14 protein-coding genes and 1 pseudogene are annotated in these 10791 nt (G+C 53.7%); 6 read left to right on the forward strand and 9 right to left on the reverse strand.

Translation table 11 applies throughout. The features are described 5' to 3' along the window. Nucleotides 1-399 (reverse strand): annotated as a pseudogene (locus B3520_RS06040) (protein translocase subunit SecDF); the annotation flags it as partial. A gap of 437 nt (nucleotides 400-836) precedes the next feature. On the opposite strand from B3520_RS06040, the gene B3520_RS06045 reads away from it, so the two are divergent. Then, the gene (locus tag B3520_RS06045; RefSeq protein ID WP_286804532.1) at nucleotides 837-1037 is read left to right on the forward strand and encodes a BON domain-containing protein; all 201 of its coding nucleotides are present in this window, start codon (nucleotides 837-839) and stop codon (nucleotides 1035-1037) included. Between the two features lie 841 nt (nucleotides 1038-1878). Here B3520_RS06045 and B3520_RS06050 read toward each other — a convergent pair. The 3 genes from B3520_RS06050 to B3520_RS06060 all read right to left on the reverse strand — a co-directional run bounded on the left by B3520_RS06050 (nucleotide 1879) and on the right by B3520_RS06060 (nucleotide 3065). Continuing rightward, nucleotides 1879-2259 (reverse strand): hypothetical protein, encoded by a 381-nt coding sequence (locus B3520_RS06050; protein ID WP_286804527.1) that lies wholly within the window; start codon nucleotides 2257-2259, stop codon nucleotides 1879-1881. Continuing rightward, the gene (locus tag B3520_RS06055) at nucleotides 2256-2660 is read right to left on the reverse strand and encodes a 3TM-type holin (protein WP_286804526.1); all 405 of its coding nucleotides are present in this window, start codon (nucleotides 2658-2660) and stop codon (nucleotides 2256-2258) included. The genes B3520_RS06050 and B3520_RS06055 overlap by 4 nt, the downstream gene beginning before the upstream one ends. A gap of 87 nt (nucleotides 2661-2747) precedes the next feature. Then, a complete protein-coding gene (locus B3520_RS06060) occupies nucleotides 2748-3065 on the reverse strand; it encodes a hypothetical protein (protein WP_286804525.1) in 318 nt (105 codons plus the stop codon). On the opposite strand from B3520_RS06060, the gene B3520_RS06065 reads away from it, so the two are divergent. The 3 genes from B3520_RS06065 to B3520_RS06075 all read left to right on the forward strand — a co-directional run bounded on the left by B3520_RS06065 (nucleotide 3043) and on the right by B3520_RS06075 (nucleotide 4357). Further along, nucleotides 3043-3660, forward strand: coding sequence for a hypothetical protein (locus B3520_RS06065; RefSeq protein WP_286804524.1), 618 nt, complete (start codon nucleotides 3043-3045; stop codon nucleotides 3658-3660). The genes B3520_RS06060 and B3520_RS06065 overlap by 23 nt on opposite strands. Nucleotides 3661-3831: 171 nt before the next feature. Beyond that, nucleotides 3832-4074, forward strand: a complete 243-nt coding sequence (locus B3520_RS06070; protein WP_286804523.1) for a type II toxin-antitoxin system ParD family antitoxin — start codon at nucleotides 3832-3834, stop codon at nucleotides 4072-4074. After that, nucleotides 4064-4357 (forward strand): type II toxin-antitoxin system RelE/ParE family toxin, encoded by a 294-nt coding sequence (locus B3520_RS06075; protein WP_286804522.1) that lies wholly within the window; start codon nucleotides 4064-4066, stop codon nucleotides 4355-4357. Before B3520_RS06070 ends, B3520_RS06075 begins: the two co-directional genes overlap by 11 nt. A 119-nt stretch (nucleotides 4358-4476) precedes the next feature. Here B3520_RS06075 and B3520_RS06080 read toward each other — a convergent pair whose 3' ends face one another. After that, entirely contained in the window at nucleotides 4477-5439 is a 963-nt protein-coding gene (locus tag B3520_RS06080; protein WP_286804521.1) for a hypothetical protein, read from the reverse strand. 514 nt (nucleotides 5440-5953) lie between these two features. On the opposite strand from B3520_RS06080, the gene B3520_RS06085 reads away from it, so the two are divergent. Both B3520_RS06085 and B3520_RS06090 read left to right on the forward strand, forming a co-directional pair. Further along, entirely contained in the window at nucleotides 5954-7621 is a 1668-nt protein-coding gene (locus tag B3520_RS06085; protein ID WP_286804520.1) for a hypothetical protein, read from the forward strand. A 40-nt stretch (nucleotides 7622-7661) separates the two neighbouring features. Beyond that, nucleotides 7662-8558: a dienelactone hydrolase family protein gene (locus B3520_RS06090; RefSeq protein ID WP_286804519.1), complete on the forward strand. Its 897-nt coding sequence runs from the start codon at nucleotides 7662-7664 to the stop codon at nucleotides 8556-8558. A gap of 65 nt (nucleotides 8559-8623) precedes the next feature. On the opposite strand, the gene B3520_RS06095 is transcribed toward B3520_RS06090, so the two are convergent. The 4 genes from B3520_RS06095 to B3520_RS06110 form a co-directional block, all read right to left on the reverse strand. Beyond that, nucleotides 8624-8962 carry a hypothetical protein gene (locus B3520_RS06095; protein WP_286804518.1) on the reverse strand — a complete coding sequence of 113 codons (339 nt, stop codon included), beginning with the start codon at nucleotides 8960-8962 and terminating at the stop codon, nucleotides 8624-8626. 92 nt (nucleotides 8963-9054) lie between these two features. After that, nucleotides 9055-9966, reverse strand: a complete 912-nt coding sequence (locus B3520_RS06100; RefSeq protein WP_286804517.1) for a nucleotidyl transferase AbiEii/AbiGii toxin family protein — start codon at nucleotides 9964-9966, stop codon at nucleotides 9055-9057. Further along, nucleotides 9956-10369 carry a DUF6088 family protein gene (locus B3520_RS06105; protein WP_170162844.1) on the reverse strand — a complete coding sequence of 138 codons (414 nt, stop codon included), beginning with the start codon at nucleotides 10367-10369 and terminating at the stop codon, nucleotides 9956-9958. The genes B3520_RS06100 and B3520_RS06105 overlap by 11 nt, the downstream gene beginning before the upstream one ends. A 208-nt stretch (nucleotides 10370-10577) precedes the next feature. Further along, nucleotides 10578-10791 (reverse strand): YchJ family metal-binding protein (locus B3520_RS06110; protein ID WP_286875650.1); only part of this gene is annotated, 214 nt, incomplete at its 5' end.

Genomic DNA, 10791 nt, shown 5'->3' on the forward strand with positions numbered 1-10791 from the left:
TTCCAGAATCCCGTCCGACCCTCGAATTCGGCTCGGGTCATCCACACCGGGTAGCTGGACCAGAATGCCGTCTTCACCCTGGCGGGTGACTGTGGGATCAGTCAGCCCGGTCTCGTCCAGGCGACGCCGGACCATCTCCAGGCTGCGTTCAATAACATCGTCCAGAGCCGCCGCACGCTCGGCACTGGACAGCGCCTCAAAGCCGAGATCTGCCGCATCAACGTTCAACAACAAGTGAGAACCACCGCGCAGGTCCAGGCCCAAGGCGAGTTGATTGGTGGTGTACCAGGAAGGCAAGGCCTCACTGATGGATTTGGGAAGCAGGTTGGGTAGGGCGCTCAGCACGCCCAACAGAATCACCAGGCCATACACGATGGCCCGCGTTTGCAGGGATTTCATGGGGTTTCCTCGATTAATCCGTAAAAGAAGTGAAAACTGGGACGGATTAGAGGAGTGGCGGTGCTCGTGGAGCCTGGTTTAACGGGTGCTTCAGCCTGGGAGGCGTCGGTGACTGATAGTCAGAGGAGGGCGCCGACAGCTCGGCGACTGTGCCATTAAATGCGTTATTGGCGGCGAATGCATGATCGCCTTCGTCGGTTCCTTCTGACGACTGGCGCTCTCCATTGGGAAGGGCATTGAGCACCGTGGACGACGGTGCGCCTACCACCGGATCAAAGGCGCCGGATAAGCCGACCCCCAGCGAGTGGTCCGAGGTTTGAACGCCACCAGCCCCGGCGCCCAACAATCCCACTGACAGCACCAGCAAAGTGAGCCACAAAGCGTTGAAGGCTCCGGACTTGCGGCGATGTCTTGATGGGTTGGGTCGGTACATGGGGATGCGCCAAGTGTGTTTAATCGATAGATTGGGGGCGGCCGGAGGTAAAGTCAATCCGGGCTTGCAAATAAAATGCGGAAGCGAAGGCGTGGTGCAGTTGTCTGGCTTCGTAAACTCCCGGGCTGATATTAACCGGGCCGTCAGTATTGCACGTGAAGTGAAAGGGGTGACATCGGTTGAGAACGACATGAAGCTGAAATAGCCCATCCGGTACCAATCTGGACTGGATACGTCGAGGCACGCTGCTGGTGTGGTTGCGTTGGTACTTCGGCTACCCGATGGTGTGGGGTATTATGATTGCAATCACCACAGGGCTGATATAGTTCTTCAGGCGGCGCGGATGGCTATAGATGAGGCTTCTCATTAGCGATCTCGGTAGATAAGAATAATGTGACTCGAGAGGCCCGTTGTCATGACGAACAATGAAGCAACGGTCTCTGGAACGTTTTGTGACTGAATGGCGCCAATCATTCCGCAGATGGCTAGCGCTGAGCTGGATGTAAATGCTTGAGATGAAGGCATAGAGTGATCCCTCAGAGAAGTAAAGCATCGGATTTGTTGATTGTTTCTACGTCCATCGATAATACCATACTTCGTATAATGTATATTATGTTAAATACCATCTGTGGTCTGACACAGAAAACACTATGCGAATCAACCCCCTACGCCCGCACCCGCGCTGAGGGTATGCCAAAATGTTCTAAAAATATGGCGCGTTTTTCTCCATTCTCCCCGCTCCTGTAACAACACAAGGAGCATTCAGGATGAAGTTTGACGAGAATTTCCGCCCATCGTGGCGTCAGATCGTGAAAGTGTGCGGCGTATCCGAGCGCACGGCCCGCCGCTGGCTGAAATACGGGGCGCCGCCCTACGCGGTGCGGTTGCTGGAATTGGAGGAACGGGGGCGGATCATGCCCGAGAGCTGGCCGGAGTATTTCCGATTCAATCACCGGGACTTTTTCGAGAGTGGCAGCCACCAGCCCGCTTTCACTTGGCAGCAACTGACCTGGCTGCAGTACATCGTCAGTTGCTGGTATGACGCCCTAGAGGCTATCCGACTGGCTCAGGCGAGCATTGACTATCTGTCGGACAAACTCCCCCGAGCCGAGGTGATCGAGCTGGAAGCGCACCGGGATCGACTCAGAGAGATTGAGCGACGGAGGCGCGTGTCGGTGGCCGAAGCGGTCGAACTGGTTACCAATCGGACCGGTTGACCTACTGGCCTGATCATCGGCCACGGCCCGCTCCAATTGCTCAATGCGGTACACGAGCAATGCCTGGGTGCGGGCCATATCGGCGACCGTTTCCGGCAGCGCCCGCATCTGATTACCGAACACAAACAGCACCAGCGTCAGCAGCGCCACCGCCGCCGCGTTCAGTTTTCCACCGTCCACCTTTTTCAGCTTCTCCGCTATCTCGTTCATTGCTTCGTCATTGCCTGTTTCAGTTGCGGGGCGATTTTCTCGGCTGAGCGCCCTACCACGTAGCCACCCAAACCGATCTGCAGCAGCGTCCAGGCCTCGCCGGATAACCGGAACGCGGTCAGCCCGAGGGTATCGAGCACCACCAGCACCAGAAACGTCAGCATGGTAATCGGTCGCCAACTGCGTTGCAGCCAGCTTTGGCCGTTCGCTTCGGCGGTGATGGTTTTGGTCTGCGCGTCAAGGACTTTGCTTTCATAGTCGAGCAACCTCCCGGCCATTTCGTTTTGCAGATCCACGAGCCGGTTTTTCAGCTCGTAGCGCTCCGCGTCACTGGTGTGCAGGTTGTCCACCAGTTCGGTCACCGGCTGCACCAGTTCGCGCAGAAAGCCGAGGACGCTCACGCGAACACCCGGCGCTTGATGTATTCGGTGATCAGCGATGCAACCACCATTGAGCCTACCGTGATAATTACCTTGTTTCCGCTCATGTTACCCCCACCAGTAAAGACCCGGATCGATCCCGGCCTGTTTATCGCGCTTCAAGTCTTCCAGCGATTTCTGCTCAGTGCCCAGCACCTTATCGGCGTAGTCGTCATCGCCCCAGAACGGCACCAGCTTATCGATGAATGCAAACACTTTGTCGCCTCGGGTGTACCCCCGATCGTCCGGTGTGTTCAATCCGCCCTGCACCAGATCGGACTGGTAAATAAAATTCTGATCGCTGGCCGGGTTGATCTTTTTCAACACCTTTTTGCGGTTGATATAGACATAGGTTCCGGCACCAATGGCGAGCAGGGTCAGCAGCATAACGCCGTCCACCTTCGCACTGCAAACGCATAACGAGACTTTATCAACTTACGTTAACGAAACGACTCGCTGGCTTGCACAACAGTTAAAAAGCAACAAGACGGACCTATCGTATCAGGATAGCGGTGCAGAGCGCCAAGTGGATGCTGACAACACTTTAGTGTTCACACCCGATACTTTACAGGTTGAGTCAGCGGCTGTTAATTTTGGGCGCTCCGCAATCGCAGGAACTATAGCCACCCGCGGCGCGGCGCTTGCAAGGCAAGCCATGATTCGTCGCGCCGCAAGTAGAGCTGCCAGCAGAGCCGCAGGGGTCGGAGCTGCGACGCCATGCGTTGCATCCGGACCATTCGTTGCCGCTTGTGGAGGGGCTGTTTTTGCCACTGTTACTGTCGGCACAGAAATAGCATTGATAAAGACAGAGGAGTATTTTGAGAGAGAGGACTATGAACAAGCTCTATTAGGAGAGATCGAACAGTTACGAAAGCGAGCCCTGTACCAGCTGGCCGTTAAGCCAGCAGAGCAAATCACTCAAAAGCGAGAGGAGCTGGCCCGTCGCTTTGAAAGTAAAATAAAGCCTGTGGATTTACTGTAGGGCTTCGCGTTCAGCGCGCCACCTTGACCGCAGCAGCTGCTTCAAGAAAAATGGACGACCATAGCGGAGTTTGACAACGACTCTGTTTTCCACTTGGGGCAATCGTGCCCCGCCTGCCGGCCAATGCCGATGTAGTATAGCTGTGTAATCTAATAAAAATGGGGTGCTCCTATGGCTCGTATTACCCACGTTACCATTGGCCCGCAGTTGGAAGAGTTTGTGGGGAACCTCATCAAATCCGGTCGTTACGGCTCTACCAGCGAGGTCGTCCGGTCGGCGCTGCGGTTGCTGGAGCGTCAGGAGAGCCAAGCTCAGGCACTCAGGCAGGCTATCGAAGCTGGCGAGCAGAGTGGCGAAAGTGACCTGACGTTGCGTGATGTCGCCGCCGAGGTGAAGCGTAAGCATGGCGTATAAGCATTCCAATCGTGCGGTTCAGGATTTTGCAGCCATTTACGAATATACGTTGCTCAATTTCGGCGCTCACCAGGCAGATGCCTATAGGGAGGGTCTGGAAGGTTTTTTCGCTCTGCTCTCAAGCTCGCCATCAATGGGCTACGAATGCCCGGAAATCGCAGAAGGCGTTCGCCGTCAGGACTACCAGCGACACCCGGTAATCTATCGTCGCCGTGAGCGCGATATTTTTATCCTTAGAATCCTGCGCCAGCAGATGGATGTCATAAGCCACATCTTTGATTAACGGCCTCCCTACCCCGTGGCCTCTGTCAGCCACAGCACCTCTTCAAATTGCGGCCGCTGCCGCGCGGGCAGCTGTCGTTGCGCCCCGGCTTGAAGTTTTCGGCCCGGCTCTGCTGAAGCTTACTCGCAATCCGGCAGCGTCGTGTTGCCGAAATTACCCCGGTCGTTGCATCGATTCATGGTCATCACCGCAACCCCGGTAATGACGATGGCCGCTCCGATGGCTGCGCGCTCCTCCCAGTTCGAACTTCGATCGAGCCGGGCGGCGAGCTGTTCTTTCGCCCGCGTCCGTGCCGCCACAATGCGCTCAGCTGTCGCGTCGTCTCGGGTCAGTATCTGTATCCCATGATCGAGAAACAATAGTGAGGCCGTCATGACAGATGTGTCCTCCGATTCCGCCACAAACGTCATCGACGCGGGGAGGTCATCGCATTGCGCCATCCTGACCCCCATCAAGGCACGGATGAAGGCGGGAAGTTTCCGGTTTCGGTCCGCCTCACTCTCCAGTTCGACGTAGGGAAACGGGCGGTCCGATGAATACTCCGGTTTGTAGAAGTCCCCCAGCTCGATATTGACACCCATCAGAGAGTACCGACTGACGTCAAACCGTATTTCCGGCTCTTCAGCGCACATATCGCCGATTACCCGAGGCGTATGGGTGTTGAAGACGATCGGAAATTCCCCGTCTACAAACGGAGTACTGGTCTTGCTCAAGCGCTCACAGCTTCGGTTGAAGTCGACAAATGTGGGTGGTTCTATGACCACACCCCACTTCTTCCGGTCGATCTGGGGGGAGGCTGCCTTCGCCTCTGTTAGCCAGCGGACCATCGTATCCGCGTTTGGTGCGCCTCTCATCTCGGCTATCTTGAAGGAGTTGAACACTTCTCCGTACTCGGCCATGACGAATTCGTTGTGCAGGTAATAGGACCGTACGGCGGGCTCATATAGTTGCTTTGGCTTGGTGCCTACCACACAAAAATCTGACGCAGCTGGTTGCGCCCAAGCCTGATTGATACCGATCGTGACCACGAACGCAACCACATAGAGCAGCACACGAAATAAGGGATTTGTTTTTAAAATCATGATCTTAACCTCTCACTCTATCCGTGAAAACGAGAAATTGCATGCAAAGCAACAATGAGGGGAGCCATCCAAAGCTGGGAGCTTACACGCTCTTGACAGACCGGTAATACATTGATGATGGGCCGGGTGTGCCCGGCTCGTCTGAATAAACGTCAAGGGCAGTCTGCCTCGTATTAAACGCTTACCGTCTTTCTAGTTGAGTCGAGGGACGAATACGCAATGTTCTCATAGCACAGCAGACAGCAGAACCTGAGTTAAGGAAATTTTTAATGTCGATATTGTTTACATGTGTGCGCTATGAAAGAACATTTATTCTGGAACAGTATTGTATTCAATCGGAAAATTTATCTTGGCTTCTAATTTGCATCCGGAAAAATGGATAATAATCAGGGAAACCGTACAAGTCATTCTGACGTCTTTAGGTTAGCCAAGCCAGTCGGTGCTTCGGAACTGCTCAGAAAGGGAGAGTTAGGGACGTGGCGAGTGGGACGAACCTCATTCGATAGGAAAAGCTATGAACAGCATAATGAGAACGCCAGCGGCTTTACTCTTGTGGGGTCTCTTAGTGCTTCCCTCCATTACATTGGCGCAGAGGGCATCGGATAGCGGAAGCAATTGCGCCGACAAAGCGGTCTTTGAAACCGAGCTTTACTCTTGCGACATCGCCCACCTTTACACGACCCAGAACTTTCTGGACACCTGTAAAGCGACACAACAAAAAATGTTCTATTGGGAAATTCCTGAAAATCCAGACTGCAACCTGAGAGACCGGCCTGATGTCGTAATCCTGGAAACCAGCGCGCAGGATTCGTCAGAACTCAAAAGGATTATTGATGAGAAAGACGCCTCTGAACTGGTTTCGGCCACCCGATTGCAAATCACCAATGCCATGAGAGATACCGATCCGATGACCGGTGAAAATAGAGCCGATCCGTTTGAACTATGGGTCGTAAGCCGCCTTGACAGGGATTCTAGCAATGTTAAACCACCGGATGGCTTGCTGCCCCCTGATGAGGTTCCCGATTGGCTGAGGCCCGTCGCACAGAAGTACTATTCCGCCGCCCTACCGAATTATAATGCTGTTCAGAAGGCGAATACTGATCGTGAAAACGAACGCTTTGAAGCTCAGTTTCCGCAGTTTTCTGAAATTACCCGATCACAGGTAGAGGTGGATCGTAACGATCGATCAATATTGCGTGATGCGACAATGCCGGCCATTATGAGAAAGGCTGAAAGAACATCCGAGAGAGAAGTTAATCGTGACAGGAAAATTGCCGAAATCGAAGCGGATCTTGCTGCCAAAGCAGAGCGTGAAAGCCGGGTTTACCGGGCTTTGTGGTTCTGGAGTCAGTTTCGGGAGCCTCGTGTTATGAGGACTATATTCAATGGCAATCGCGTTCCCGAGCCGGGATTTGAAGGATCAATCTATTTTTATTTTGGCTATCCCCTAGAGCGTGGCCGAGGTGACCAGGCGGCCGTCCTGACTGCCTGGGTGCGCACCTACGAAGCTCATTGCGGTGAACTTTTACCCGATAATTCCGATACGTTGAGGACTGAATACTTTGAAACCAGTGGGCCTTATTTTCGACGCATGACCCGATTGACGGGTACAGATGTTATGCGTTTTCAGTCAGGGCTTATGGCGCCGTATGCAGCATCTCAAGACGCCATGCGATCAAGATTTCAAAGACAGATTCAGGGTAACTTATGGGGAATGTTTATGGACGTAGCGAAAAACGGCGCTCAGGCTTCAGGAGTAGCCGTCGCATTTGTGGAACCCTACATCCATGCTCTTGACGATTTTGACCGGTTCTTCCAATTGGTCGGTTGTGATAGCCCCACCGCTCGGCAAATGAGCCAGGGCATTTTTCTGGTAGCAAACGATGCCTCACTGCCCTCAGAGGCATATTCAGCGGAGATTTCAGGAGCGGCCTGGGTGAGCGATACCCCTCAAGGGCCGGGTGAATACCGGCATCACAGCGAGGTTTGCTGGGAGTACGATATTATGGAGTTGCCCAGTCGCTGTGGCTGTCTGGTCGACCTTGCAGCAAGAAAGTTGAACGAACCCACGCCGATGGCCGTTTCTATCCCCTACGCTAAAGTTCATAAAGCCTTCATGTCTGGCAGCGATATCGAACAGAGAGTATGCAGGTCCCCACTCACAACCATTGGCAGGCCTTAGTTGGCTTGTAATGAACCATACCATTCATAAGGCAGTCCCGATGAGTCAGCGCAACCGCACAACCGATATCCCTCCCCAGGCGTTCGAGCTTTACGATCAGTACGCTCACGGCGCGATCAACCGACGCCAGTTTCTGCGCGGTCTGACCGGAGTGGCCGTGGGCGGCTATACCGCCACTACCCTGATGAGCGCCCTACTGCCCAACTATGCGCTGGCGGAGCAGGTTTCGTTCAATGATCCGGATATCCGGCCGAGCTATCAAACTTTCAATTCGCCCAAGGGGCACGGTGAGGGCCGAGGGTATCTGGTGTATCCCAGTGAGCTCACAGGGCCCGCTCCTGTGGTCCTGGTGGTGCACGAGAATCGGGGACTCAATCCCTACATCAAAGATGTGGCACGACGACTGGCCAAGGCAGGGTTTATCGCCTTTGCTCCGGATGCGCTTCATCCGGTGGGTGGGTACCCGGGCAACGATGACGAGGGACGTGCGCTACAGGCGGGGCTGGATGGTGAGAAGGTGTTTGCCGACCTGGTGGCCGCGGCGGAGCACGCCCGAGCGGTGGAAAACAGCAATGGCAAGCTGGGTGTAGTGGGCTTCTGTTTTGGTGGTAGCGTCGCCAACCGTCTGGCCGCCGAGCATTTCAACCTGATTCAGGCGGCGGTCCCTTACTACGGATCGCCCGCCGATCTGGACACCGTGAAAAACATTCAGGCCCCTCTGCAAATCCATCTGGGAGAGCTGGATCAACGTATTAACAGTCAGTATTCGGAGTATGAAAAAGCGCTGGAAGAACACGGAGTCAACTACGAGATTTTCACCTATGAGGGCGCCAACCATGGGTTTCACAATGACTCCACGCCCCGCTATGACAAAGAGGCGGCGGAGTTGGCCTGGTCGCGCACCATCGACTTCTTTAAGAAACACCTGGAAAAGTGACTTTGGGTCCCACCACCATTGAGGTTTCCGATGCCCGCTCTGAGAAGCGCGAGGGGGCCGGCGACTTAGTCGGTGAGCTGGCTCTCACGCAAAATACGTCTCCATCCATAGAGCGTCTGTGTATTGACCTGCGAAAACGCCATACTCTGAAAGTCGTCCTTCACTTCGTCTTCAATCGTGATGAACTGGTACAGTAAGACGCCCGGCTGCTCGTCGTGCAGGATCAAGTTAATACGCCGACGCGTCCGCAGGCAGTCAATCGTCATCACGTCGGCCGGAATGCCGGCGTCCCGCATTTTGCGGCGCACTCCCACCACCGGATTCATGTGCTCATGGGTGGCCTGGATGCGTGCGTGGGCATCGCTGGCCATATCGGACAGTGCTTTCAGGGGATCTTCAGACATTTGTTTGCAGCTTTTTGTATTGGATAAAACGTAGTCACTCGCCTTTTTACGAGCCTCGAACTTGCCATTACCGCTTTCCCTGGTAGTGCGCTTTATCGTAGCTGCTCGGTTAAATTTTTAAAGCCTTTCAATGCCCTCTCAAAGTCAATATTGTCGTCGTCATTCGCGTAAGACATTGCATCAACGAATTGTCTGTACTCCGCTTTATAGGTGCCATCTCTCATGAGCGTGTCAAGTGCTCTGGCTGCTGACCCATGAAATCCCTCGTTTGTCTGCCGGGATGTCGATTTCTGATCAACTTCGAATGAAGCGCGCGCAGCCTCTTCGAATACAGAAAAATTTGCATTGATTGCTGGAATTAGCGCACACAAATCGTGCAGATGGCGAATAATGGTAGGGTCATCTTTACTGCTCATTCGATCTCTCTTGAGAACACGCCACGTCAGCGCGCTGAGCTTATCGGCAGCAATCTCTATAGGTGACAGACATAAGATATATGCTTCTGGCTCTCCTCCGGTAAATTGCGCCATTAACGACTGGATGGGCTTTGTTTGCGGCTCAAGCTGTGGTTGAGTGAAACTGAATTCGACTTCCAGGTTTGGACGCAATGCTGAGTGTTCCTCATAGGCTTGAGGGTATGTCAGGGGAAACTTGAAGTAGTTTCCGGCACGGGTTACCGCATCCTCTGACAAAGCGAGCGAACTGGCATTGGAAAGCTGATCAATAATGCTCTCTCGGTAAGTCCTTCGAATGAGTTTGCTTTTATTGCCGGAGTTGGCCGCATTGTAACGACATCGAAAATCCAAGTCTTCTGAAAAGCGCTGAATCAACCTATGCCCCTTGGAGAGGCTGGTGCCACCAGAAAAAATGGTTGTAATATCTTCGCTATGGTGCTGACTAATGAGCTTCAGCGCCTGGACGGAATACCAGTCCTTTTCGACAAAGGCAGGATTTATACCGAGCTCTGCGGCTATCTCTCCAACGATAGCCTGATCAAGAGACATACTGATACTTAATGGACTTTCCATCGTAGGCCATTTTTCTTGACACTCGTCCTTTCACTGCAATGACCCGACCCGTCGGCACCTGGGTGGACTCGCCGTTGTTGTAACGCTCCAGGTCGCGGGCGGATAGCACTTGTACCTTAAGCTTGTTGCTCAGCGCTTCTCTGGCCAATTCGGGCAGCGGTTTTTCGGGTATTAACTTCCCGGTTAATGACGAACGCTTTGCCTTGGCATAGAGCCCCTGCCCGAACCTGATCAACTCTTGTTCAGCAACCAGTTGCCGTAGGGCGCGACCGACCTGGTCACGACCAGACAGATCAAAGAAATCCCCGGGGGTAAACACAGTCCCGGAGCTTCTACTGATTCTGTATTTCACCTTGCTTTTCAGTGACTTAAGTGGCACAGCCTGCATCCTGACTATAAACGATATCATCGCCCACAAATATACGACATTTTCAGGCAACAATCAAACCTAAAAAAGTTATATTTATCAATGTGTTAGTTGATTTATACCGTATTCCTCGAACCTTGAAGAAAGGACTTTGGCTGCATCTTCTGCAATGGGAGACTCGCCCGAGTCCCGCAGCCACCCAAACTCCGCAGGCTCCCCCTCAACCACAACACCGCTTGAATTTCCGCCCACTACCACACAGGCAAGCATCATTACGCCCCGGTTTGAAACTTTCATCACGGGTCTCTCCGCTGACATAGAACCAGCGCCCTGACTCACGCACGAATTCGGAGTGTTCTTCCAGGAAGCGCCACTGGCCACCTGCTCGGTAGTACGCTCTGAAGTGGACGCGGCCCCGGTCGCCGTTGGTGTCG

It is taken from the genome of Marinimicrobium sp. UBA4509 (assembly GCF_002388575.1).
GTDB lineage: Bacteria > Pseudomonadota > Gammaproteobacteria > Pseudomonadales > Cellvibrionaceae > Marinimicrobium > Marinimicrobium koreense.

What these genes read in the sequence shown, in the direction of transcription:
- B3520_RS06045 (WP_286804532.1), top strand. Translation starts at nt 837, where the DNA reads ATGCGCCAAGTGTGTTTAATCGATAGATTGGGGGCGGCCGGAGGTAAA.
- B3520_RS06050 (WP_286804527.1), bottom strand. Translation starts at nt 2,259, where the DNA reads ATGAACGAGATAGCGGAGAAGCTGAAAAAGGTGGACGGTGGAAAACTG.
- B3520_RS06065 (WP_286804524.1), top strand. Translation starts at nt 3,043, where the DNA reads ATGGCGAGCAGGGTCAGCAGCATAACGCCGTCCACCTTCGCACTGCAA.
- B3520_RS06060 (WP_286804525.1), bottom strand. Translation starts at nt 3,065, where the DNA reads ATGCTGCTGACCCTGCTCGCCATTGGTGCCGGAACCTATGTCTATATC.
- B3520_RS06070 (WP_286804523.1), top strand. Translation starts at nt 3,832, where the DNA reads ATGGCTCGTATTACCCACGTTACCATTGGCCCGCAGTTGGAAGAGTTT.
- B3520_RS06075 (WP_286804522.1), top strand. Translation starts at nt 4,064, where the DNA reads ATGGCGTATAAGCATTCCAATCGTGCGGTTCAGGATTTTGCAGCCATT.
- B3520_RS06080 (WP_286804521.1), bottom strand. Translation starts at nt 5,439, where the DNA reads ATGATTTTAAAAACAAATCCCTTATTTCGTGTGCTGCTCTATGTGGTT.
- B3520_RS06085 (WP_286804520.1), top strand. Translation starts at nt 5,954, where the DNA reads ATGAACAGCATAATGAGAACGCCAGCGGCTTTACTCTTGTGGGGTCTC.
- B3520_RS06090 (WP_286804519.1), top strand. Translation starts at nt 7,662, where the DNA reads ATGAGTCAGCGCAACCGCACAACCGATATCCCTCCCCAGGCGTTCGAG.
- B3520_RS06095 (WP_286804518.1), bottom strand. Translation starts at nt 8,962, where the DNA reads ATGTCTGAAGATCCCCTGAAAGCACTGTCCGATATGGCCAGCGATGCC.
- B3520_RS06100 (WP_286804517.1), bottom strand. Translation starts at nt 9,966, where the DNA reads ATGTCTCTTGATCAGGCTATCGTTGGAGAGATAGCCGCAGAGCTCGGT.